The sequence below is a fragment of the Lentzea kentuckyensis genome (assembly GCF_002150765.1).
Classification (GTDB): Bacteria; Actinomycetota; Actinomycetes; order Mycobacteriales; family Pseudonocardiaceae; genus Lentzea; species Lentzea kentuckyensis.
The window spans coordinates 1-22288 of sequence record NZ_MUYM01000119.1 but is presented as its reverse complement, the minus strand read 5'-3'; the positions used below and the strand labels follow the sequence as shown (position 1 = coordinate 22288).

Below are 22288 nucleotides of genomic sequence, written 5' to 3'. Positions count from 1 at the left end.
AAAGCGGAACAGCGCTCCGTATCGTTCCGGAACGTCGCTCCACTTAAGCGGCGAGCTTACCCGAAGGGAACGTCATGACCGTCTTCACGGTTAGTCCTGTCGTGCTCGAAATTCCCGGAAGGCCCGTTGACCTGCAGTTGAAGGTGAGCGCGCCGACCGAGGGCACCGAGCTGCCGATCATCCTGCTGTCCCACGGCCAGGGCTACTCGAACCACCTCTCCTCGCTGAACGGCTACGCGCCGCTCGCGAACCACTGGGCCGAGCAGGGTTTCGTCGTCCTGCAGCCGACGCACCTGAGCTCCCGCACGATCGACCTCCCGGCGGACACCCCTGGTGCGCCGATGTACTGGCGGTCCAGGGCCGAGGACATGTCGGCGATCATCGACCGGCTCGACGAGATCGAGAAGGCCGTGCCGCAGTTGCAGAACCGCCTCGACCGCACGAAGATCGCGGTCGCCGGCCACTCCATGGGCGGACACACGGCGAGCCTGTTGCTGGGCATGACGACCGAGGGCGTCAGTCTCAAGGACGAACGGATCAGGGCGGGCGTGCTGCTCGGCTCGACGGGCCGCGGCGAAGGGCTCACCGACGTCGTCAAGGGGAGCTACGCGTTCATGCTGACCCCGGACTTCAGCGACATGACCACCCCGGCACTCGTCGTCGCCGGCGACAAGGACGGCTCGGAGCACCTCACGACCAACGGGCCCGAGTGGCACATGGACCCGTACCACCTGTCGCCCGGCCAGAAGGACCTCCTCGTGCTCGAAGGCGCCGAGCACGGGTTCGGCGGCGTCGCCGGCTACGACGTCGCCGAGACCACCGACGAGAGCCCGGAGAGGGTCGCGGAGGTCCAGCGGCTCACTACCGCCTACCTGCGCAGTCAGCTCCACAACACCGACGACTGGCAGAAGGCGGTGCTAGTGGGCGTTGGGTTCGGGGTTCAGTCCCGGCCGTGACAGGAACTCGAAGTCGCAGCCCTCGTTGGCCTGTGTGATGTGCTCGTAGTACAAAGCGCCGTAACCGCGTTCGAACTTCGGCGGTGGCTCGACCCAGGCCGCCCGGCGCCGTGACATCTCCTCGTCGGAGATCTCCACGCGCAACACCCGCGCCTCGACGTCCAGCGTGACGAGGTCGCCGTCTCGCACCAACGCCAGCGGGCCGCCCACGTGCGCCTCCGGGGCGACGTGCAGAACGCATGCGCCGTAAGAAGTTCCGCTCATCCGCGCGTCCGACACGCGCACCATGTCCCGGACACCCTCGCGCAGCAGCTTGTCCGGGATCGGCAGCATCCCGTATTCCGGCATGCCGGGCCCGCCCTTGGGCCCTCCACCGGCGAGCACGATCACCGAGTCGCGCGTGACCTCCAGGTCCGGCGAGTTGATCCGTGCCTGCAAATCCTTGTAGCCGTGGAAAACCACGGCGGGTCCGGTGTGCTTCCACAACGCGGGTTCCGCGGCGACGTACTTGATCACCGCACCGTCCGGCGCCAGGTTGCCGCGCAGGACGGCCAGCCCGCCTTCGGCAGAAATGGGGTCGTCCACCGCACGAATCACCGACGAGTCGAAGACCTCGGCACCTTCGAGGTCCTCGCCGAACGTCCGCCCGGTCACCGTGAGCCGCTTGAGGTGCAACGAATCCCGCAACCGCGACAGCAGCCCGCGCAGCCCGCCCGCGTAGTAGAAGTCCTCCATCAGGTGCTCACCGGCGGGCTGGACGGACGCCAGCACCGGCACCTCGCGCGACAACCGGTCGAAGTCGTCCAGCGACAACGGGATCTGCGACCGCCCGGCCATCGCGATCAGGTGGATGTAGGAGTTGGTGGACCCGCCCAGCGCCAGCACGGTCCGGATCGCGTCCTCGTACGCCTCCGCGGACAGCACGTCACCGATCGTCAGTCCCTCGCGCACCATCTCGACGACCCGCATGCCTGACGCGGCCGCCATCCGGTAGTGCGCCGAGTCGACGGCCGGAATCGACGACGCGCCAGGCAAAGTGAGGCCCAACGCCTCCGCCGCCGCGGTCATCGTCGACGCGGTGCCCATCGTCATGCACGTGCCGGGGGAGCGGGCCAGCCCGGACTGGATCTCCGCCCAGTCGGCACCCGAGATCGTCCCCGCGCGCTTCTCGTCCCAGAACCGCCACATGTCGGTGCCGGACGCGAGCTTCTCGCCCCGCCAGTTGCCGCGCAGCATCGGCCCGGCGGGCACGAAAACCGTTGGTAATCCAGCAGAAGCGGCGCCCATCAACAACGCGGGCGTGGTCTTGTCACAGCCACCCATCAGCACGCAGCCGTCGACCGGGTACGACCGCAGGATCTCCTCGGTCTCCATCGACAGCATGTTCCGGTACAGCATGGGCGTCGGCTTCTGGTACGTCTCCGACAGCGTGGAAACGGGGAACTCCAACGGATATCCGCCGGCCTCCCAGACCCCGCGCTCGACCTGCTGTGCCCGCTCGCGCAAATGCATGTGGCACGGGTTGATGCCGCTCCACGTGTTCAGGATGGCGATGACCGGCTTGCCCAGGTGCTCGGCGGGGTTCATCCCGAGCTGGCGCATGCGCGCGTTGTGCGAGAACGCCCGCAGTCCCTCGCCCTCGAACCACTCCGCGCTGCGCAGCTTCACAGCAGGCTCCACGAGTTCAGCAGCACACCAACGGCAGAACGATCGGCCTCGGACAACACGGAAGCCGGCGGCCGCACGTCACGACGGCACAACCCCAGCTGTGCCAACGCTTCCTTCACCACGGACACGTTGTTCGCGGACTCGTTCAACGCCCGCAGCTCCTCGAACTTCCGGATGAACTCCCAGAACTCCATCGCCGCACCGAACTCGCCCGCCTGCAGCGCCCGGAACATCTGCACCGACAGCTGCGGTGCCACGTTCGCCAGCCCGGACGTGAACCCCGTCGCTCCCACCGCGAAGTAACCCGGCGCGGACAGTTCGGCCAGCCCGGCGACCCACGTCAGCCGGTCGAGACCGGCATCCCTGGCCACCGCGGCGAAACGAACCGGGTCCGGCACCGCGTACTTGACGCCCACGACGTTCGGGCAGGAATCCGCCAGAGCCGCGATCTGCGCGCCGCCGATCCGCGGGTTCCGCACGTACAGGATCACGCTCAGCTCGGGCACCGCGGCGGCGATCGCCCGGTGGTAGTCGACCCAGCCGTCCAGGGACACGTACGGATGCACCGGCTGGTGGATCATGATTCCCTGGGCGCCGGCCCGATCAGCGAACTTCGCCGCCGTCACCGCCGACGCGAGATCATGTCCCACGCCCGCGATGATCGCGGCACGGTCCCCGACGGCGTCCACGGTGATGGACAGGGCACGCTCGGTCTCGGCGGGCGAGAGTGTGTAGAACTCGCTCGTGTTGCCGTTCGGCGTGACGACCGAAACGCCGCCCTCCACCATCCGGTCCACGATCGCCGCGTAGTTCTTCTCGTCGATCGCACCGTCGGCGTCGAACGGCGTGACGGTGATCGCCACGACGGACGCGAGCCGTTCGGAGAGGTCATCGAACGCCATCGGGAAGCTCCTCAACTACTCGGTCGGCGAAGGTCTGGATGTGGCGGCGGAGGAGTTCGGACGCGAGGTCGCCCCAGCCCGCGACGGCGGCGGCCAGGATCGCGCGGTGCTCGGCGGCCTCGTCGTCCCAGGTCGGGCAGATGCCCCAGCCGGCGACGGTGATCAGCGCGGCCTGGTCGCGCAGCCCGTCCAGGATCTGGATCATCAACGGGTTGCCGCACCCGGCGTACAGCGCGCGGTGGAAACGGCGGTTGGCCAATGACCGCCGGGCCAGATCGCCCACGTCCTCCAGCGCCAGCGCCGCGTCGTCGAACGAGGCGCCCAGCTGGACCGCGCGACGCAGCGCCTCGGGCTCCATCAGCATGCGCACGTCGTAGACGGAGCCGGCCATCTCGGCGTCGACCGTGCGAACGGCGGCACCTTTGTACGGGCTCATGACGACGAGCCCGGACCCGGCGAGCGTCTTGAGCGCCTCGCGCACGGGCGTCTTCGACACGTTCAGCGTGGCCGCGAGATCTGTTTCCACGAGCGCCTGACCGGGCTTCAGTTTTCCGTTGAGAATCGCTTCTTTGATCGATTCCAGAACAAAGTCCGTGCGCGACGCAGGAGGCGCTTCCACCCGGTCATACATCATATACGAGACCCTAGGAGGTGCTGGAGGCCCAGGTCAACCGTCTTCTGCGGGCTGCGCAACCTCGTTGTATCTGCGTTGAACCAACTCACTCGCGCACTCGTTTTGAAGGTGTCGGTCACCGCAAGTACGCGGGGACCGGAGATGGAGAAAATTGAGTGCATCGTTCCGCGTGACCGTGTCCATTGCCTCGTCCGCCGGCGCATGGCACCGAACGTCCCTGGGCACCAACGAGTTGAACGAGAACGACACATGCTGATGGAAGAACTGCCACCGGAGGCCGCGCTCGACGGGCCTCCGCAGAACGCGGACCACCTGCTGCGGCGCACGCTGGGCACGGTCCGCGAGGAAAGACACCAGGCCGTGCGCCGCCGAGGCCGCATCACGGCCCTGACCTCGACCTTCATGGTCGCCGGCGTGCTCGCCGGTGGCGTCTGGATGGGTCAGGGCATGGGGCTCGGCGGCGTGGACGACGCAGGCGAGCTCCTGCAGGGGACCTCGTCGGCCGGAGCGCACCTGGCCGTGAAGGTCACCGACACCGAGGGCGGCCTGAGGCTGGTCGCCACGGTCGACGGCATGCAGGACGGGGAAGCCTGCTGGCTCGTCGTGCACACGAAGGACGGAAGGAAGTTCACCGCCGGCTCGTGGAGGGCGCACGACGGTGAAGTGACTCTGGCCGGGTCCGCGATGGTGCGGGCCGGCGACGTGGCCGGGGTCAGCGTGATGAACCACGATCACCAGCCGCTGGTGACCGCGAACTAGTAGCGACACGCCACTAGCTCCCGATGAAGGGACCCTTCATAAACCTCAGGTGGAGGAAGGGTCCCTTCATCGACGACGTGGAGCAACGTGAACCCCCGAACTGAGACACCCCCCTTTGGTCTCACCGCGCCGCTTGGCAAGCTGTAGCCGTGGCCCCGAACAAACCGATGACCCTGGTGGTCGCGGCGGTCGTGGTCCTCGTCATCGGGGCCTCCGCCGCAGTGTTGTACGGGACTTCCAACGCTGACCAGTACGTCAGCGAGCTCGATCAGGTGCTGACCGAGCCGGACACGCCGAGCGTGGTCATCGAGTGCGGCACCAACGAGGAGCGGCACCTCAACGCGGACAACCCGGTCGTCTCGCCGGGCATCCCGTTCGGCGCGCACCACACACACGAGTACGTGGGCAACAAGTCGGCCGACGCGAGGTCGACGAACGACTCTCTCGCGGCCGCGCCCAGCACGTGCGAGAAGGGCGACCTCTCCACGTACTACTGGCCGGTGCTGCGCCTGACCGACCGCACGGGCCACGACGCGCACGCCGACGGTGGCGGGCTGCACGGCAACACCGGCGAGGTGCTGAAGCCCAAGAGCGTGGAGATCCGGTACGAGGGCAGCCCGGTCAGCGCCGTGCTGCCGATGCCGCGGTTTGTGCGCCTGATCACCGGCGATCCGAGCGCGTTCACCAACGACCACGGCCCGAACACGCGGGCGCGGTGGGGCTGCGCGGACAAACCAGGCCGCTATACGACGAAATACCCGTTGTGCGGCAGCGCGACCACGTTGCGCAGTTACGACTTCGGCAGCTGCTGGGACGGCAACAACACCGACAGCGCATCACACCGCACGCACGTGGTCTTTCCTCTGGTGGGCGGCGCATGCCCGCCGCGGACGTTCCCGATCCCGCGGCTGCACGTCACGGTCGGCTACGACATCCCGGCAGGCAGGCCGTTCGCGATCGACAGCTTTGCCGAGGAGATGCGGGACCCGGCAACCGACCACGCGATGTTCATCAACGTCATGCCGGTAGCCCTGATGAGTGAACTGGTCCGGCAGCTCAACGGCTCCCGCTAACATCCGCAGATCTTTTAGTCGACTTTCGTTGAACCGAAGCCCGTCTTTGCTCGTGTGTCGGCTGAGGTCTGGGAAAGAGAACGCCCGCATGAGGTGTTCGCGGGCGGGGAGGAGTGGGTGGATGGCGGCTTTGTTCTCCCGCAAACGGGAGACCGCGGCCGACGAGGCACTGATCCGGTCGCTCTACGAGGAGCACGGTCGGGCACTGCTGGCGTACGCGACGCGGTTGACCGGCGATCGGGCGGCTGCCGAGGACGTGGTCCAGGAGACCCTCGTCCGAGCGTGGCGCCATCCCGACGCCCTCGTGAACGGCAAGGGATCGGTGCGCGGCTGGTTGCTCACGGTGGCGCGCAACATCGTCACCGACAGGGTGCGCGCCAAGGCGGCGCGCCCGCAGGAGGTGGCCGAGTCTCCGGCGACGCCACCGATCGAGCGTGACCACGCCGACCAGGTCGTCGACTCGGTGGTGGTGCTGGAAGCGCTCGACAGGTTGTCCTCTGATCACCGCGACGTGCTGATGGAGATCTATTTCCGCGGTCGCAGTGTGACGGAGGCGGCGCAGGCGCTCGGGGTACCACCGGGCACCGTCAAATCAAGATCGTATTACGCGTTGCGAGCCCTGAGGGAGACGTTCGTCGGTCAACAGGTCGCACTGAAGGGGGTGGCCGGATGACCACGCAGCACGACCCGCAGCTGCTCGGTGCCTATGTTCTCGGAGCACTGGACGAGCAGGAGGTGCATGCCATGGACGAGCACCTGGCGTCCTGCCCTGACTGCACGCGTGAGCTCGAAGAACTGCGCGCCATGGAGGCCTACCTCGGCGAAGTGCCGCCGGAGGCCATGCTGGACGGGCCGCCCGAGGGCGGCGATCTGTTGTTGCAGCGCACCTTGCGTCAGGTGCGCGGTGAACGCGGCGGCGTCGCCCGACGTCGTCAGTTCGCGCTCGGCGCCGCGGCGGCCGTCGTGGCCGCGCTGGTGCTCGGCGCCGGTGTCTTCGTCGGTAAGGCCACTTCTCCCAATGAGCAGGTGGCCCTTCCCACACCGACGACGGTCGCACCGGATCCGACGGGCACCAAGCTCGCCACCTTCACCGACCCGGTGACCAAGGCGTCGATGACCGTGAAGGTCGTCCCCGCCGCGGGCTGGGTCAGGACGAACATGGCGATCAGCGGCATTCCCGAGGGCGAGAAGTGCCGGATCTTCGTCGTGGCGAAGGACGGCAGCCGGCAGGAGGCGGGTTCCTGGGTGGTGTCCAAGAAGGGCGCCGCCGAGGGCACCAACCTCGACGGGTCCGCGCTCGTCGCACCGGCCGACGTCCAGTCGGTCGTGGTCGAGAACTTCGCGGGCAAGAAGTTCGTCGAGGTGCCGGTCCAGGCGTGACCGAGGGGTAGGAAGGAGGGGCCGCTTCCGTTGCCGGGAGCGGCCCTTCTCTCACGGCTTGAGCACAACTTTTCCCACGGTGGCACGGGATTCCAGCGCCTCGTGCGCCTTCGCGGCGTCCCGCAGCGCGAACGGCGGGTTGATCGACGGCACGAACCGCCCGCTCGCCAGCCCCGCCATCGACTCCTCCTCGAGGTTGCGGAGTCCGCGCCGCATCAGCCCCGGCCCGAGCGCGACGGTCGCGGTGAGGCTGTTGGCGAACAACGCCGCCGTGCTGATCTGCGTCATCTCCCCGGACGCCCAGCCGTAGATGATCTGCCGCCCGCCCGGCCCCAGCGTCTTACGCGCCTGGGTCCCGGCCTCGCCACCGACGCCGTCGAGCACCACGGTCATGTCCTTGAGCCCGTCCGCCCAGCCCTGCCGGGTGTAGTCGATGGCGGCGTCCGCGCCGTTGTCCATCACGTGGTCGAGCTTCTCGCCGCTCGCGAGGCCGATGACCCGCGCGCCGACGTTGCGTGCCTCCTGCACGAAGAGCGCGCCCATGCCGCCGGCCGCCGACGTCACCAGCACGACATCGTCAGCGGTCAACCGTGCCGCGTCGAGCACCCCGACGACCGTGCGGCCGGTACCGATCATGGCGACCGCCGCCTCGAACGACACGTCGTCGGGCAACGCGTGCAGTGCGGTCACGTTGGCGACGGCGAGTTCGGCGTAACCGCCGCCGGCCTGGCCGAGGTGCGCGACGACCCGGCGGCCGAGCCAGTCGGGGGAGACGTCGTCGCCGAGGGTCGTGACGACACCGGCGACCTCGCGGCCCGGCGTCATCGGGAAGTCGACGGGGCCGAAGCCGCCCTGGCGGATGGTGGTGTCGACGAGGTGGACGCCGGTGGCCGCCACGGTGATGCGGACCTGACCGGTGGCGGGCTCCGGGTCGGGGACCTCTTCGAAGAGGAGGTTCGAAGCCGGGCCGAACTCGTACTGCCGAATCGCGAACATGCCCGCGACGCTATGAACTCCACCTAACTGGAGGTCAAGGGGTCGCAGGTTCACTCCACGTGGTCGCCGTGGTGCACGCGGGGCGCTTTCGTGCACTCTGACAGTGCGAAAGGGCCCCGCGTGCGTCACCCGAACGTGGAGCTAGCGGTGGGGCAGGAAGTTGAGCAGGACACCGGTGAGCAGGACGACGTAGGACAGCCCGGTGACCACGCTCGTCGAGATCAGCGTCGCCTTGATCGGTTGCCGCACGCACTGGTAGGCGATCAGGCCGGGCACGATGAAGCCCAGCGTGCCGTGGGAGAACAGGAACGGCTTGTCGCTCGACAGGAACAAGAAGATCGTCAGCTGCAGGAACACGCCGAGCAGCAGCACCGTGGCGAAGAGTCTCTTGCCGTACAGGATCACCAGCCGTTGCAGCAGTTTCGTGCCGAAGTAGGTCACGACGGTGACCCCGGCGATGATCCACAGCCGGCGCGGGTCGGTGATCAGGGCCAGGGCCAGCCAGCCGGGGGTGATCATCCCGCCTGGCGAGAGGTTCGACACCAGGTAGCAGCCGAGCGAGAACACCAGCCCGATGGCGATGGCCACCACCGCCACCTCGGGCGTCAACGTCGCGGTCAGCACCGTTCCACCTCCTGTTCGAGGTGGTGCAGCAGCAGTTCGCCCTGACCGTGAATGTTGCCGATGGCGATCAGTGACGCATCGCCGTCGATCTGGTCGACGATCGCTTCGAGGATGTCCTCGACCGGCCGGTTGCCACCGCCCAGGTCGAAGGCCTTGCCCTGCCAGCCTGGTGGGACCTTGGCCAGTGCCGACCGGCTGGGGTGGCCGATCGCGAAGAGTTTGTCGGTGAGCAGTTCGGGCACGATCTCGCCCATCTGGCCGTTGCGTTCGACCCGGTCGGGCCGGCAGTTGATCAGGGTGAAGATCGGGGACTGGATCTGCCGGCTCTCGATGAGCTGTCGCACGTTCATCACGGTGGACCTTGGATCGTTGGCCGCGAAGACGTTGGCGAACCGCAACGTCTTCGCGCCGAAGCGGTAGGACTCGACGGTGAGCACGCCGGGATCGGGCGGCGCCTCCCACATTCCTTTCAGCGCCTCCTCGCGCGACACCCCGACCAGGCGTGCGACCTCCAGCGAGATGGCGACGTTCTCCTTGAAGCTGTGGTAGGCGAACCCGTCCATCTCCTCGTCGGCGACGTCCTCGGGATCGACGGCGATCAGGTGGCACGACCGCTTGTCGGCCTCCTCCTGCAGGATGTGCAGCAGGTCGCGTTCGGCCGTGACGCAGACGCCGCCGACGGGCATGGACCGCGACAGCGACCGCGCCACGTCCTCGAGCGTCGGGCCCATCTCCTGCAGGTGGTCCTCACGGACGTTGCTCAGCACGCCGATGGTGGACTGGATGAGCTTGGTCTGGTTGACCTCCTGCAGCGGGGGCATGACCGCCATGCACTCCATGACCAGCACGTCCGGCTTGGCCGCCGCGGCGCGGCGGACGATGCCGATCTGCTCGACCACGTTGGCGATGTCGAACTTGCGGTACACCGGCTCCTCGCCGGCGTCCGGGTGGATGAACCGGGCCGCCGTGCCGGTGGTCTTCGCGACGACCGTCATGCCGCCGCCGCGCAACGCCCCGGCGCACAGCCGGGTGACCGAGCTCTTGCCGCGGATGCCGTTGACCAGGATGCGGTTGGGGATGCTGTGCAGAGAGCGCAGGTGACGGCGTTGCTCGGCGATGCCCGCGATGAGCAGGATGCCGAGGACGACGCCGAAAACCGTGTACAGGAACAACATCAGGGCCTCCCGAGCAGACCGCGCCGGACGCGTTCGAGGTCGCGTGCGACGAGGCCGAGGTGGTCGTAGCGGCGGACGATGACCGCGCCGGTCGTGTCGCCGCCGGCGATCCGCCCGGCATCGCGGGCCAGGGTGCGCAGCGGGCCGATGACCACCACGTAGAGCCAGCCGAAGATCACGACGGTGAAGGTCGCGATGAGCACGCCGAGCAGCACCAGCTCGTTTCTCTCCGATGAGTGCGGAAGCGTCAGCGATGTCTCCGGCCGGTCGGTGACCACGGTGAGACCGAGCTGCCGGGTCTGTTCTGCCGTGGTCACCGGCGCCCAGCTGACGACGTGCCTGCGGCCGTCCACGTCGTGCAGGGCGGCGCCCGCTCCCGCGGTTTTCGCGGACTGGGCGGCCTGGTCGAGGTCCGGCCTGCTCAGCGACTCGAACGCGGTGAAGCCGGAGGTCGCGCCGATCACCAGCCGGTCGGCGTTGAGCAGCCGCGTGTTCCCCGGACCGGCCAGGGCGAGCGGTTGGATCAGCGCCTGCGGTTTGAACTCGGCGACGATCCGGCCCGCCTGGTCACCGGTGACCGGTACCGCGACGAAGACCCGCGGGGACACGCCCTGTGGCGCGCCGGCGGCGAGCGCCGGTTTGTCCGACGCGGCGATCACGCCGGCGTCGACGTCCTCGCCGGCTTTGGCCAGCACGGCGCCGCTCGGTGAGAGGTAGGCGGCTCCGCGGTACCGGGTTCGGGTGGCCACCAGCTGCGTGAGCAGACGGCCCGGTGTCTCGACGTCCTTCAGCGTCTTGATGCCCGCGGCGACGGCGTTGAGGTCGGACGCGCCGCTGTCCAGTGAACGTTGCAGCTGGCGAGCGGCCAGCGCGGTGCGCGTCTGCTGTTCGGCCATGACGCTCTGCGGGATGTCCTCGACCAGCCAGGACGAGGGAGCGGTCGCGATGGCCGCGCCGAGGCCCAGGAAAGCGGTGGCGCCGAGGGACCAGATGACGACGGCGATCGGGAGGTGGCGGCGGCTTCGCTTGGCGTTCCGCTTGGTCATAGCTTTCCTGCCAGCTGTTCGTCGGCCGGCCGCTCGGGCCTGGTTCTGCGCGCCTGGGCGAACGTGCGCGCGACACGTCCCGCCTCGCCGTGCTTCGGTCCGGGCCGTGCCGGTTCCGCCTCGCCGCTGACCTGACGGAGCCGGCGGATCGGACGCTGCACGAACAGGTACAGGGCCGCGAACACGACCACGATCAGGGCCGCCAGCATCCCGCCGGCGGTGAGGGCGCGACGACGGGAGTCGTCGGTGGCCACGGCGACGTCGGTGACGGGTTTGTTCGACACCACGCTCCAGCCGAGGGCGTTCGCCGGCGCCCGCCCGGTCAGGGAGGACCAGGCGAGCACGTCCGTCCGATCGCCCGTCTGCTGCGCCCGGCTGCCCACGGCGTTCTCACCGGGATCCGCAGCCGGTGGGACGAACCCGTCCGGTGGCTGTTTGACAGCGCCCACGCCGGCGATCACGGAGCCGGTTTTGTCGACCAGCCAGGTGCCCTCCGCGCCCGCCACCGTGAGCAGGTCGCTGAGCCGGTTCGGGTCGTAGTGCCCGACCAGGAGGTACTTCGCGTCCGCTGGTTTGCCGACGGGTGTGTACTGCACGATCTGATGTGCGGTGCCGACCTGGGCGATCTTCATGCCCGCTTCCTTCGGCAGGGGCTCGCCCAGCACCGCGGGCTGCGCGGCTTCACCGACCTGGGCGACCACGGTCCTGGTCGTCTGGTCCAGGACGTAGAGCGACTTCCAGATCCGCGCCCGGAACGGGATCAGCAGTGCGCGGTTGCGCTGCTTCAGCGATTCCTCGACGACGGTGGCGATCTCGGCCATGCTGCTCAGCCCGCCGTTGAGCGAGCGGGTGATGGCCTGGGCGGCCGCGGCCGTGCTCTCCCGCCGGGCGTCGAGCACGGACTGGGGTACCGGAGCGACCGCGCGCGGCCGCGCCAGGTAGGCGGTAGCGCCCCCTGCGAGCAGGGAGAACAGGATCAGCCCGACGAGCCAGGGGGCCAGCACACCGGGAACACGCGTGCGGCTCATCTTCCGATCGTCCTTCCAGCGAGCACGGTCGCGACCTTGTCGCGTGCCGAAGGGCTGTCGCGGATGTCCCTGGACACCTCGACGTGGACGAAGTCGGCGTTCTGCTCGGCGGAGTACCGCGCCTGCACGTTGGTGGTCGCCTCCAGACCGGGGCACCCGGTCTCCCAGGGCTTGCACACCGACAGGCCCGCCGACTCCAGCCCCTGGGCGATCCGCACCGCCGACGGGCTGTTCAGCGGCGGTCCCGCGGACACGACGACATCGCTGTCGGGGGCGGTCTCGTTCTGGAACCCGTGCAGCTGCACGACCGGTACCCGGCGTGTCACCAGCAGCTCGTGCACGTCCTCGAAGACGCTGTTGGTCGTGTGCGCCATGTCGGCCACCCGGTTCTCCGCGGCACGGCGGTGCGCCCCGGCGACCACCAGCACCGAGCCGGGGACCTTGCGGAACAGCTCGACACCGAGCGACTCGCTGTCCTGGTCGGCCTTGGGATGCGGGACCTCGACGCCCAGCCGGGAGCTCCCCGAGGTGTCGATCATGATCCGGCCCCAGCCGCGCTGGGGCTCGGCGTTGTCGGAGATCTCGTGGTACGTGCGTTGCGTCGCGGTGTCGACGCGTTCCCGGATGGTGTAGCCCGCCGTGGCGAGCACGTCCTTGGCCTCGTTCGGCACGTTGTCGAGGACGCGCTGCACGCCGTCGCGGACGGCGGTGCGCTCGGCCTGGGTCGGCCGCTGGTAGCCCGTCTCGGCGGACATGCCCTGGGCGAACTGCTGAACGTCGGACAGCAGGTCGGTCTTGCCGGCGGCTTCGGGTTTGTCTTCCTTCTTCTCACCGGAGGGAAGAAGAAGCAGCACGAGCCAGACGACGAAGATCGCGAAGACCAGCGCCACGCTCGCCCGTGCCGTCGGGCGGAGTTTGATCACAAATCGAACGTGACACGGCTACGGTGGGCGTCGCCGCCCGATGTAACTATCGTCCAACCACCACTGGACACCCGGATGGCCTGCCGCTGGTCACCTGGGTGGTGACCGGCCCCGTCAGTAGTCGTGCTCCGCGTCGTAGGCGATCATCGCGAGCTGCACGCGGTTGCCGCAGTCGAGTTTCACGAGCATGCGGCTGACGTGTGCCTTCACCGAGCCTTCGCTCATCTCGCAGGAACGCGCGATCTCCGCGTTCGCCAGGCCCTCCGCGAGCAGCCGCAGGACCTTGCGCTCGAGCTCGCTCAGCGCGGCCAACCGGGTTCGGGCGTGGTGCGCACGCCGCGGATCCCGGCCGCGGAACGTGGTGAGCAGCGACCGGGTCACCTGGGGCGCGAGAAAGGCGTCGCCGGCGGCTATCGCCCGCACCGCGTCGATGAGCGCTCGCGGTTCCATGTCCTTGAGCAGGAACCCCACGGCACCCGAGTGCAGCGCGCGCTGGACGTACCGGTCGTAGGTGAACGTGGTCAGCATCGCGACCGCGGTGGCCGGTACGTGCTTGCACACCAGTTCGGCCGCCGCCAGCCCGTCACCGTCGGGCATGTGGATGTCCATCAGCAGGACGTCGGGCCGATGTTCGTGAGCCAGCCGCAGCGCCTCGGATCCGCTGGCCGCCTCCGCCACGACCGTGACGTCCCGCGCGGTCTCCAGCACACCCCGGATGCCCGCCCTCACCAGCTGTTCGTCGTCGGCGACGACAACGGAGATCATCCGACCTCCTCGCTCGTCCCGAACACCGCGGTCACACCGAAGCCGCCGTCGGCCTCCGCTCCCCAGCTCAACCGGCCGCCGAGCCTGTCGATCTCCGCCGCCAGCGTCGCGAGGCCCCGTCCGGTGCCGGTGCCGCACGTCCGCGGTGGCCGTGCCGGTGCGCTGTTGCGGACCCTCAGGCGCGGCCTGCCCTCCATCATCCCGAACTCGACGACGACGTCCACCGGTCCCGCGTGCTTGTGCACGTTGGTCAACGCCTCCTGCACCACTCGCCGCACGGCGTCGGACAGCTCCGGCGGCAGAGTGCGCAGGTCAGCGGACAACGCCGACTCGACCCGCACGCCCGCTCGGCGCGAGCTCTCGATCAGGTCGTCCACCGTCACCGGTTCCGCGTCCAGCACGCCGATGATCTGGCGCAGGTCGCGCATGGCCTCACGGCTGGTCCCGCCGAGCAGCCGCGCGGTCTCGGTGTCCGCGGTGCCGGCGAGTTCCAGCTTGCCCGCGTGCAACGCGATGAGGCTCAGCTTGTGGCCGAGGACGTCGTGCATCTCGCGGGCGATCCGGTCACGTTCCCTGGCGACGGCCTGGTCCCGCTGCATCACCGCCATCTGCCGGTAACGGCGGATGTACAGGCCGATCGCGAGCGGAAGGACGATCTGCAACACCGTCTCCGACGCGACGAAGGTGGCGTTGAACGGCTCCTCGTCGGCCGGCAGGGGGAACAACAGCACCGCCGACGTCGCGGCGACCGCGAACGCACCGGCGGCGAGGCGGGCGCGGGTACCGACCGTGTACAGGGCGCAGAACGCCGCCGCGAAGACGGGGACCGGCGACAGGAAGCCGATCAAGGCGACCAGCACCGCCACGGTGGCGGGGAACTTCCTGCGCAACAAGAGCAGAACGGCGGCACCGACCGCACCGGCCGTCCCGCCGGGCTCGGTCGCGGAGACGACGTCGACGACCCCGCACACCACGACGGCCGCGACGTCGACCAGCAGCTGCGGTCTTCTCCTGCGAAAGCTCCGTTGGCACGCTTCGAACCTCTGGACCACGGAGCTGATCACGACCACCGGTCTCATTCGAATCGACGACAGGGCTGCGCCAACCCTCGAGCGGTGGCGACTCAAGTGTGCAGGGTCGCGTTTCCGGGCCGCACAAGACCGTCGAGCCTGCGGGCCAGGGCAGCGCGTTCGCGTTCGTTGCCGCACAACCGCAGGGCTGTCTTGAGCTCCACGCAGCCGGCGGGGGAGCGTAACCCCTTCGGGTAATGATCACCGTCGGACGGCACGGCAGGCGGGATGATCATGGTCGTGACGCTGGGACCGGAGTCGGTGACGTGGCGGCTCGGCTGGTACACCCGGTTCGAGCTGGTGGTGCTGGGCAGGGCGGTGCTGATGCAGGTCGCCCACCCGGTGATCGCCGCCGCGGTGAGCGACGGCTACCGCGCCGACCCGTTCGCGCGGCTGTCGCGGACGATCACGTCGTCGCAGCTGCGGTTGTTCGGTGGTGAGCTGGCCGCTCCCGAAGCGGAACGGCTGAAGCGGACGCACGCCTCGATTCCCGGCGCGGACGAGGAACTGTTCCGCTGGGTGCACGCCACCAGCTTCGACTCGCTGCTCACGGCGTACCGGTTGCTGCGGCCCCGGCTGCCCGCGATCCACGAAGCGCGGCTGTACCGGGAGTGGCGGGACACCGGGAGGTCGCTCGGCATCAGGACGATGCCGAGCGACCTCCCGGCGTTGCGGGAGTACGTCGACGAGGTGATCGCCACTCAGCTGACTCGCACCGACGGCGTGCCAGGCCTGTTGGAGGCCTTCGAACTGCGGACCGGTCGTGCGCCAGGAGGTGAGCACCTGCCGAGCTTGCTCTGGCCGTTCGTGCGGCCCGTCGCGGCACGGGTGCTGCCGGACTTCGCCGTCGGCACGCTGCCGCCGGAGTTGCGGGCGAAGCTCGGTCTGGAGTGGACGGACGGCGACGAGCGCAGGCTGCGCCGGTGGATCAGGACGATCCGGTTGGTCTCCGCGATCGTCCCGACCCGCCTGCTGCACTACCCGATGCCTTACCGCGCAATGGTCAGTGCGCGATCATCACGTGCTTGACGCGCGTGTAGTCCTCAAGGCCGTGCATCGAGAGGTCCTTGCCGTAACCCGAGGCGCCGAACCCACCGTGCGGCATCTCGGACGCCACCAGGCCGTGCGTGTTGACCCACACGACGCCGAAGTCGAGCCGTGACGTCAGCGCCGCGGCACGGCTCGTGTCACGGGTCCAGATCGACGACGCGAGTCCTTGCGGCACGCCGTTGGCCAGCGCCACAGCCTCATCGTCGGACGCGAACGACTGCACGGTGATCACCGGCGCGAACGCCTCCTCCTGCACGAGCTCGTCGTCCTGCGCGAGCCCGGAGAGCACGGTGGGCTCCAGGAAGAAGCCGGCCGAACCGTGCTGCCTGCCACCACAGTGGACGGTCGCGGACGACCTTCCGAGCAGCCCGAGCACGCGGTCCAGCTGGGCCTTGCTGTTCAACGGACCGAAGTCCTGCCCCGGCACGGACGCGGACGCCGCCTTCGTCAGCGCCGCGACGAACTCGTCGTGCACGCCCGAATGCACCAGCACACGGGTGGCGGCGGTGCAGTCCTGGCCCGCGTTGTAGAAGGCGGCGCCCACGACGCCCTCCGCCGCGGCCGTCACGTCGACGTCGTCGAACACCAGAACCGGCGCGTTGCCACCGAGTTCGAGGTGCGTGCGCTTCACGGTCGCGGCCGCGCTGCGAGCCACCTCGATGCCGGCCCGCGTCGAGCCGGTCAGCGACACCATGGCCGGCACCGGGTGTTCGACGAGCAACCGGCCCGTGTCGCGATCGCCCAGCACGACGTTGAACACGCCTGCCGGCAGCACCTGTGCGGCAAGGGTTGCCAGCAGCACGGTCGACGACGGCGTGGTGTCGGCGGGCTTGAGCACGACCGTGTTGCCCGCCGCGAGCGCCGGCGCGATCTTCCACACCGCCATCATCAGCGGGTAGTTCCACGGCGTGATCTGCGCGATCACGCCGACCGCCTCACGCCGCTGGTAGGAGGTGGCGCCGGGGAGGTACTCGCCCGCGGCTGCGGTGCCGAGCGCGCGGGCGGCACCGGCGAAGAACCGGATCTGGTCCACGCACTGCGGGATCTCGTCGCCGAGCACGACCGGCCGGATCTTGCCGGTCTCGCGGACCTCCGCGTCGGCGACCGCTTCCGCGTTGGCCTCCAGCAGATCCGCGAGTTTCAGCAACGCCAGCTGGCGTTCGCCGGGAGTCGTGCGGGACCACGCGGGGAAGGCCGCCTCCGCCGCGCGCACCGCCGCGTCGACCTCGGCGGCGCGGGAGATGACGGCGCGGCCGAACTCCTCGCCGGTCGTGGGATCGATCAACGCCGAGGTCTCCTGTGCGGAGGCCGCTGCGCCGTTGACGAAGTTCGCGACGGTCACGTGTGCTCCAGATGCGTCGGGGCGAACATGCGCAACACCGCGGGCAGCACCACCACGTGCGGGCCGTCCCCGGCGAACGCCTTGGCGAGATCTTCGCGCAGCGACTCGGGTGTGCTGCGGGTGGCGGGCACGCCGAACGCCTCGGCGAGCGCCACGAAGTCCGGCCGGGCCAGCTCGGTGGCGGTGGCCTGGCCGAACGCGTCGGACATGTACTCGCGCAGGATGCCGTAGCCGCCGTCGTCGACGATCAGCCACACGACGCGCGAACCGTGCTGGGCGGCCACGGCCAGTTCCGAGATCCCGTACATCGCGCCGCCGTCACCGGACACCGCGAGCACCGGCCCGTCCACCGCCGCCGCGACGCCGAGCGCGGCAGGGAAGCCGTAACCGAGTCCGCCGGCGCCCTGGGCCGAGAACTGCTCGCCACCCCGCGGGTCCCAGGCCGACCAGGCCCAGTAGGCCAGGATCGTCATGTCCCAGCACGTCGGCGTGCCGTCCGGGACAGCCGCGCGCACCGCGCCCAGCACCTGCCACTCCAGGTCCAGTTCCTGCGTGGCCAACCGTTCCCGGACCTGGTCCAGGAGCGTGCGGACGCGGCCCTCCGCAAGCCCGTCCGCCGGCCGGGCCCTCACCCCGGAAACCAAGGCGCGCAACGCGTGCCGCGCGTCGGCGTGGATGCCGAGTGCCGGGTAGTTCGACTCCAGCTTGCCGAGGTCGGCCTCGATCTGGATCACCGCACCACGTGGCTGGAACGTCCGGTAGTTGCTCGACAGCTCACCCAGCCCCGAACCGACGACCAGCAGCACGTCCGCGTCCGCCAGGAACTCGGTGGTGTACCGGTCCTCCAGCCACGACTGCGCGGAAAGCGGGTGTTCCCAGGGGAAGTTGCCCTTGCCGCCGAACGTCGTCACGACCGGCGCCCGCACCTTCTCCGCCAGTTCCAGCACTTCGTCCGCGGCAGCGCCACCACCGGCCAGGATCACCGGCCGGGCAGCCCCGTCCAGCAACCTGACGGCCTCGGCCACGAGCTCCGGACGTGGATGAAGCTCGCGCGGAGACCACGACACCGAGGTCACCGGCGGCACGGAAGCCGGTCCGAGCAGCACGTCCTGCGGGATCTCCACCCACACCGGCCCGAACGGCGCGCTCAGCGCGATCTCCCAGGCCTCGGCCAGCGCGGACGGGATCTGCGAGGCGTGCCGCACCACCCGAGCGTGCTTGACCACGTCCCGGAACGACGCCAGCTGATCAGTCAGCTCGTGCAGGTACCCGCCCCGCACGCCACCGAGACCGGCGGCCGGGATCTGCGACGAGATCCCCAGCACCGGTGCCGAGGCGGCGGCGGATTCCTGCAGCCCGGCAAGGGTTTGCAGCGCGCCCGGCCCGGTCGACACCAGCAACGGCGTCACGGAACCGGTGATCCGCGCGTGCCCGTCGGCGGCGAAAGCGGCGTTGACCTCGGTCCGCGAACCGACGTACCGCAGCTCGGATCGGCGAAGCGCGTCGAACAGCCCGAGCGCGTGCTGGCCGGGGATGCCGAAGACGGTGTGCGCGCCGAGCGCTTCGAGCGTCTCGACGACGACATCGCCACCGTTTCGCCGAGAAGAAGCCGGCACAGTCACTTGCCCTCCTTCAGCGCCAACAAGCTCACCAGGTCGAAAGCCACGTGTGACGCTGCCACAGAAGTGATGTCCGCGTGGTCGTAGGCCGGCGCGACCTCGACGACATCCGCCCCGACCAGGTTCAGTCCGCGCAGCCCGCGCAGGATCTCCAGCAGCTCCCGCGAGGTCATCCCGCCGGCCTCCGGCGTTCCCGTACCCGGAGCGTGCGCCGGATCCAGCACGTCGATGTCGATCGACACGTACAACGGCCGTGAGCCGATTCGCTGCCGTAGCGCGTCCACTGTCTCGTCGACGCCCCGCCGCATGACGTCCGCCGAAGTCACGATGCCGAACCCGAGCCGCCGGTCGTCCTCGAGATCCTTCCTGCCGTACAACGGACCCCGCGTGCCGACGTGCGAGATCGCCTCGGTGTCGAGGATTCCGTCCTCGACCGCGCGCCGGAACGGCGTCCCGTGCGTGTGGGGCTCGCCGAAGTAGGTGTCCCACGTGTCGAGGTGCGCGTCGAAGTGCAGCAACGCCACCGGCCCGTGGATCCGCGAAACGGCCCGCAGCAACGGCAACGCGATCGTGTGGTCACCGCCGATGGTCACCAGCCGGGTCCCGTCGCGCTGCAGATCGGACGCGGCGCCCTCGATCGTCTCGATGGCCTCGCCGATGTGGAACGGGTTGACCGCGATGTCCCCGCCGTCCGCGACCTGGATCCGTTCGAACGGCGACACGTCCAGGCCGGGGTGGTAGGGCCGGAGCAGCCGGGACGCCTCCCGCACGGCCGAGGGCGCGAACCGCGCACCCGGCCGGTACGAGACGCCGGTGTCGAACGGGACTCCCACCACCGCGACGTCCGCGTGCGCCACCTGGTCGAGGCGGGGCAGCCGCGCGAAGGTCGCCGGGCCCGCGTAGCGCGGGACCTGGGAGGAGTCGACGGGGCCGATCATGCGGTCACCAGTTCCTCTTCGGTTGATTCTCCCGCCAGCCTGCGGTCCCAGTTCGCGAGCACCGCGGCATCGGTCGCGGGGGTGGCCAGGCTGACCACGACGTACGTCACGAAGGACGCGCCGAGGCTGTAGTAGATGGCTTCGTTCGCGTACACGCCCACGAACACCATGAACCCGATCGCCGTCAGCGACCCGATGGCCATCGACACCATCGCGCCGAGCCGGGTGCCGCGCTTCCACACCAGACCGCCGATGATCGCGACCAGCAGCCCGCCGACGAGGATGTTGTAGGCGACCGTCAACGCGGCCACGACGTCGTTGAGCGCCACCGCGATGGCGATCGCGACGACACCGATCACGAGCGTGAACATCCGGTTGTCGTGGACGTCCGAGGCGGTGTTGCGACCGGCCGTGGCTTTGCGACGCCAGATGTCGTTGGACGCCACCGTGGCGCAGGCGATGAGAGCGCCGGACGAGGTGGACATCATGGCGGCCAGCGCGGCGGCGAGCACGAGCCCGCGCACACCGGTCGGCAGCAGTCCCTCGACGATCGTCGCGAACGCCTCGTCCTTGTTCGCGATGTTCGGGTACAGCGCCTTGCCCGCGAGGCCGATCAGCGCACCCGCGACCGCGTAGACGAGGCAGTAGAGGCCGGAGGTGACGCCGCCCCACGTCGCGACCTCCGGCGACTTCGCGGTGAACACGCGCTGCCAGATGTCCTGGCCGATCAGCAGGCCGAACACGTAGATCAGCAGGTAGGTGACGATCGTGCTCGCGCCGATGTTGCCCACGTCGAACATCGCCGGATCGTCGAGACGTTCCTTGATGCCGGCGAAGCCGCCCGCGGTCGCGAGGCTGATCGGCAGCAGCAGGAACAGGATGCCGACCGTCTTCACGACGAACTGCACGATGTCGGTGAGCGTGATCGACCACATGCCGCCCAGAACGCTGTACAGCACCACGATGCTGCCGCCGATGATCACGCCGACGGACTTCGGCAGTCCGAAGAGGACGTTGAAGATGGTGGAGTACGCGATCGTGGACGTGACGGTGAGCATCAGCGTGTAGGCCGCCATCACCAGACCGGAGACGGTGCTGGAGTTGCCGCCGTAGCGGAGATCGAGCATCTGGGAGACGGTGTAGACCTTCAGCTTCACGATCCGGCGCGCGAAGAGCGCGCTCAGCAGCAGGATGCCGAGGCCGATGGCGAACACCATCCAGGCGCCGGAGATGCCGAACTTGTAGCCGAGCCCGACGCCGCCGATGGTCGACGCGCCGCCGAGCACGACGGCGGACATGGTGCCGGAGTACAGGCCGAAGCCGAGCCTGCGTCCGGCGACCAGGTACTCGCTCTTGCTGGTGGCGCGGCGCATGCCCCACCAGCCCATGCCGAGCATGCCGAGCACGTAGGCGGCGATGACCGCGTAGTCGAGAGCCACTGTTGGACCTCCTTGGGTTGCAGGTCACAGTAGGAACGCGTGCTGGCGCCGGTAAGTGGTCGTTGTGCACAATCCTGGGCTTATGGTTGTGCAAACCGTCCCACTCAGAGATCTGGTGGCGCGAGTCGATCTCGGGCTGACCGTCCTGTGTGGAGCCGACGGGCTGGACCGGCCGATCCGGTGGGCGCACGTGTCCGAGCTGGAGGACCCGACGCCGTACCTGGTCGGGGAGGAGCTGCTGCTCACGGCCGGGGTGCGGTTCCCGGCGGACGTGTCCGCGTACGTCGCCGGGCTGGTCGCGTCCGGGGTCTCGGCGATCGGGTTCGGCGTCGAGCCGGAGTTCCCGACGGTGCCGTCGTCGCTGGTGCCGGCCTGCGAGGCGCACGGGATGCCGTTGCTGGAGGTGCCGCCGTCGACGCCGTTCCTCGCGGTGTCGCAGGCGCTGGGCGCGCTGCTCGCCGAGATCGCGGTGCGGGAGCAGCGGATGCTCGCGGACAGCCAGCGCGCCCTGACCCGCGCGGCCACCCGTGTCCGTCCCGTCGAGTCGGTGCTGACGACGCTGGCCGTGGTGCTGAACTGCCGGGCCGATCTCGTGGATCCCGCCTCGGCACCGGACGACGTCGCGACGCTGGCCCGCCGGGTCGCGTCCGGTTCGGGACCCCGTTCGGCCTCGGCCCAGGTGGGTGGAGAGCACGTCACGCTCGACCCCGTGGAGTCCGCGGTGCTCGTGGTGCGCCGGTCGACGTCGCTGTCGCCCGCCGAACGCGCCGTCGTCGCGGTGGCGCTGGCGTTGCTCGGGCTGCTGCGGCGGGACCTGGCGAGCGAACGCGGCCAGATCGCCCGGCTCGCGGCCTCGGCGTTGCTGCGGTCGCGGGTGACGGGGGTGGGGAACGTGCTGGGG

The 22288-nt window shown here is 69.4% G+C and carries 23 protein-coding genes; 7 read left to right on the top strand and 16 right to left on the bottom strand.

Translation table 11 applies throughout. From position 1 onward, the window contains the following. Positions 1-74: 74 nt before the first annotated feature. A complete protein-coding gene (locus B0F77_RS40060) occupies positions 75-956 on the top strand; it encodes an alpha/beta hydrolase family protein (RefSeq protein WP_086668285.1) in 882 nt (293 codons plus the stop codon). On the opposite strand, the gene araD is transcribed toward B0F77_RS40060, so the two are convergent. Genes araD through B0F77_RS40045 form a run of 3 tightly spaced genes read right to left on the bottom strand, consistent with a single transcriptional unit; the run spans position 918 to position 4157 of the window. Beyond that, positions 918-2624, bottom strand: coding sequence for an L-arabinonate dehydratase (gene araD, locus B0F77_RS40055; RefSeq protein WP_425435790.1), 1707 nt, complete (start codon positions 2622-2624; stop codon positions 918-920). The genes B0F77_RS40060 and araD overlap by 39 nt on opposite strands. Continuing rightward, entirely contained in the window at positions 2621-3526 is a 906-nt protein-coding gene (locus B0F77_RS40050; protein WP_086668283.1) for a dihydrodipicolinate synthase family protein, read from the bottom strand. The genes araD and B0F77_RS40050 overlap by 4 nt, the downstream gene beginning before the upstream one ends. Then, complete coding sequence (locus B0F77_RS40045; protein WP_086668319.1) at positions 3513-4157, bottom strand: GntR family transcriptional regulator; 645 nt, start codon at positions 4155-4157, stop codon at positions 3513-3515. The genes B0F77_RS40050 and B0F77_RS40045 overlap by 14 nt, the downstream gene beginning before the upstream one ends. A 252-nt stretch (positions 4158-4409) precedes the next feature. On the opposite strand from B0F77_RS40045, the gene B0F77_RS40040 reads away from it, so the two are divergent. The 4 genes from B0F77_RS40040 (at position 4410) to B0F77_RS40025 (ending at position 7372) form a co-directional block, all read left to right on the top strand. Next, positions 4410-4919, top strand: a complete 510-nt coding sequence (locus B0F77_RS40040) for a hypothetical protein (RefSeq protein WP_086668282.1) — start codon at positions 4410-4412, stop codon at positions 4917-4919. A 149-nt stretch (positions 4920-5068) separates the two neighbouring features. After that, the gene (locus B0F77_RS40035; RefSeq protein WP_245849284.1) at positions 5069-5992 is read left to right on the top strand and encodes a DUF1996 domain-containing protein; all 924 of its coding nucleotides are present in this window, start codon (positions 5069-5071) and stop codon (positions 5990-5992) included. A gap of 121 nt (positions 5993-6113) precedes the next feature. Continuing rightward, a complete protein-coding gene (locus B0F77_RS40030) occupies positions 6114-6665 on the top strand; it encodes a sigma-70 family RNA polymerase sigma factor (RefSeq protein ID WP_086668280.1) in 552 nt (183 codons plus the stop codon). Beyond that, positions 6662-7372: an anti-sigma factor family protein gene (locus tag B0F77_RS40025; protein ID WP_086668279.1), complete on the top strand. Its 711-nt coding sequence runs from the start codon at positions 6662-6664 to the stop codon at positions 7370-7372. Before B0F77_RS40030 ends, B0F77_RS40025 begins: the two co-directional genes overlap by 4 nt. 51 nt (positions 7373-7423) lie before the next feature. On the opposite strand, the gene B0F77_RS40020 is transcribed toward B0F77_RS40025, so the two are convergent. From B0F77_RS40020 to B0F77_RS47430, 9 genes are all read right to left on the bottom strand, one after another. Continuing rightward, a complete protein-coding gene (locus B0F77_RS40020; RefSeq protein ID WP_086668278.1) occupies positions 7424-8368 on the bottom strand; it encodes a zinc-binding dehydrogenase in 945 nt (314 codons plus the stop codon). Positions 8369-8509: 141 nt separating this feature from the next. Next, on the bottom strand, positions 8510-8992 hold the full coding sequence (locus tag B0F77_RS40015) for a poly-gamma-glutamate biosynthesis protein PgsC/CapC (protein WP_086668277.1): 483 nt from the start codon (positions 8990-8992) through the stop codon (positions 8510-8512). Then, the gene (gene pgsB / locus B0F77_RS40010; RefSeq protein WP_086668276.1) at positions 8986-10167 is read right to left on the bottom strand and encodes a poly-gamma-glutamate synthase PgsB; all 1182 of its coding nucleotides are present in this window, start codon (positions 10165-10167) and stop codon (positions 8986-8988) included. The genes B0F77_RS40015 and pgsB overlap by 7 nt, the downstream gene beginning before the upstream one ends. After that, positions 10167-11213 carry a hypothetical protein gene (locus B0F77_RS40005; RefSeq protein ID WP_086668275.1) on the bottom strand — a complete coding sequence of 349 codons (1047 nt, stop codon included), beginning with the start codon at positions 11211-11213 and terminating at the stop codon, positions 10167-10169. The genes pgsB and B0F77_RS40005 overlap by 1 nt, the downstream gene beginning before the upstream one ends. Continuing rightward, a complete protein-coding gene (locus B0F77_RS40000; RefSeq protein ID WP_086668274.1) occupies positions 11210-12241 on the bottom strand; it encodes a hypothetical protein in 1032 nt (343 codons plus the stop codon). Before B0F77_RS40000 ends, B0F77_RS40005 begins: the two co-directional genes overlap by 4 nt. After that, positions 12238-13164, bottom strand: a complete 927-nt coding sequence (locus B0F77_RS39995; protein WP_086668273.1) for a hypothetical protein — start codon at positions 13162-13164, stop codon at positions 12238-12240. The genes B0F77_RS40000 and B0F77_RS39995 overlap by 4 nt, the downstream gene beginning before the upstream one ends. 114 nt (positions 13165-13278) lie before the next feature. Further along, positions 13279-13929 (bottom strand): response regulator, encoded by a 651-nt coding sequence (locus B0F77_RS39990; RefSeq protein WP_086668272.1) that lies wholly within the window; start codon positions 13927-13929, stop codon positions 13279-13281. Beyond that, positions 13926-15008, bottom strand: a complete 1083-nt coding sequence (locus tag B0F77_RS48295; RefSeq protein WP_086668271.1) for a sensor histidine kinase — start codon at positions 15006-15008, stop codon at positions 13926-13928. Before B0F77_RS48295 ends, B0F77_RS39990 begins: the two co-directional genes overlap by 4 nt. 44 nt (positions 15009-15052) lie before the next feature. Beyond that, positions 15053-15235 (bottom strand): hypothetical protein, encoded by a 183-nt coding sequence (locus B0F77_RS47430; protein ID WP_143467171.1) that lies wholly within the window; start codon positions 15233-15235, stop codon positions 15053-15055. Positions 15236-15239: 4 nt separating this feature from the next. Between B0F77_RS47430 and B0F77_RS39980 the strand changes: the two genes are divergently transcribed. Next, positions 15240-16028, top strand: coding sequence for an oxygenase MpaB family protein (locus tag B0F77_RS39980; protein WP_245849282.1), 789 nt, complete (start codon positions 15240-15242; stop codon positions 16026-16028). Here the strand turns inward: B0F77_RS39980 and B0F77_RS39975 are convergent. Genes B0F77_RS39975 through B0F77_RS39960 form a run of 4 tightly spaced genes read right to left on the bottom strand, consistent with a single transcriptional unit; the run spans position 16003 to position 21387 of the window. Beyond that, positions 16003-17391 (bottom strand): aminobutyraldehyde dehydrogenase, encoded by a 1389-nt coding sequence (locus B0F77_RS39975; RefSeq protein ID WP_086668269.1) that lies wholly within the window; start codon positions 17389-17391, stop codon positions 16003-16005. The two genes, B0F77_RS39980 and B0F77_RS39975, sit on opposite strands and share 26 nt — an antisense overlap. Continuing rightward, a complete protein-coding gene (locus B0F77_RS39970) occupies positions 17388-19013 on the bottom strand; it encodes a thiamine pyrophosphate-binding protein (protein WP_245849281.1) in 1626 nt (541 codons plus the stop codon). Before B0F77_RS39970 ends, B0F77_RS39975 begins: the two co-directional genes overlap by 4 nt. Continuing rightward, positions 19010-19948 (bottom strand): agmatinase, encoded by a 939-nt coding sequence (speB, locus tag B0F77_RS39965; RefSeq protein WP_086668267.1) that lies wholly within the window; start codon positions 19946-19948, stop codon positions 19010-19012. The genes B0F77_RS39970 and speB overlap by 4 nt, the downstream gene beginning before the upstream one ends. Next, positions 19945-21387, bottom strand: a complete 1443-nt coding sequence (locus B0F77_RS39960) for a sodium:solute symporter family protein (protein WP_086668266.1) — start codon at positions 21385-21387, stop codon at positions 19945-19947. Before B0F77_RS39960 ends, speB begins: the two co-directional genes overlap by 4 nt. Before the next feature lie 115 nt (positions 21388-21502). On the opposite strand from B0F77_RS39960, the gene B0F77_RS39955 reads away from it, so the two are divergent. Beyond that, a partial coding sequence (locus B0F77_RS39955) for a PucR family transcriptional regulator ligand-binding domain-containing protein (RefSeq protein WP_169731054.1) occupies positions 21503-22288 on the top strand: 786 nt, incomplete at its 3' end.

Bases quoted from the DNA above. Each gene is read 5' to 3' on its own strand.
- B0F77_RS39990 (WP_086668272.1), bottom strand. From the start codon at position 13,929: ATGATCTCCGTTGTCGTCGCCGACGACGAACAGCTGGTGAGGGCGGGC.
- B0F77_RS40025 (WP_086668279.1), top strand. From the start codon at position 6,662: ATGACCACGCAGCACGACCCGCAGCTGCTCGGTGCCTATGTTCTCGGA.
- B0F77_RS40050 (WP_086668283.1), bottom strand. From the start codon at position 3,526: ATGGCGTTCGATGACCTCTCCGAACGGCTCGCGTCCGTCGTGGCGATC.
- B0F77_RS40030 (WP_086668280.1), top strand. From the start codon at position 6,114: ATGGCGGCTTTGTTCTCCCGCAAACGGGAGACCGCGGCCGACGAGGCA.
- B0F77_RS40040 (WP_086668282.1), top strand. From the start codon at position 4,410: ATGCTGATGGAAGAACTGCCACCGGAGGCCGCGCTCGACGGGCCTCCG.
- pgsB (WP_086668276.1), bottom strand. From the start codon at position 10,167: ATGTTGTTCCTGTACACGGTTTTCGGCGTCGTCCTCGGCATCCTGCTC.
- B0F77_RS40005 (WP_086668275.1), bottom strand. From the start codon at position 11,213: ATGACCAAGCGGAACGCCAAGCGAAGCCGCCGCCACCTCCCGATCGCC.
- B0F77_RS47430 (WP_143467171.1), bottom strand. From the start codon at position 15,235: ATGATCATCCCGCCTGCCGTGCCGTCCGACGGTGATCATTACCCGAAG.
- B0F77_RS40000 (WP_086668274.1), bottom strand. From the start codon at position 12,241: ATGAGCCGCACGCGTGTTCCCGGTGTGCTGGCCCCCTGGCTCGTCGGG.
- B0F77_RS40020 (WP_086668278.1), bottom strand. From the start codon at position 8,368: ATGTTCGCGATTCGGCAGTACGAGTTCGGCCCGGCTTCGAACCTCCTC.
- speB (WP_086668267.1), bottom strand. From the start codon at position 19,948: ATGATCGGCCCCGTCGACTCCTCCCAGGTCCCGCGCTACGCGGGCCCG.
- B0F77_RS40045 (WP_086668319.1), bottom strand. From the start codon at position 4,157: ATGTATGACCGGGTGGAAGCGCCTCCTGCGTCGCGCACGGACTTTGTT.
- B0F77_RS40060 (WP_086668285.1), top strand. From the start codon at position 75: ATGACCGTCTTCACGGTTAGTCCTGTCGTGCTCGAAATTCCCGGAAGG.
- B0F77_RS48295 (WP_086668271.1), bottom strand. From the start codon at position 15,008: ATGAGACCGGTGGTCGTGATCAGCTCCGTGGTCCAGAGGTTCGAAGCG.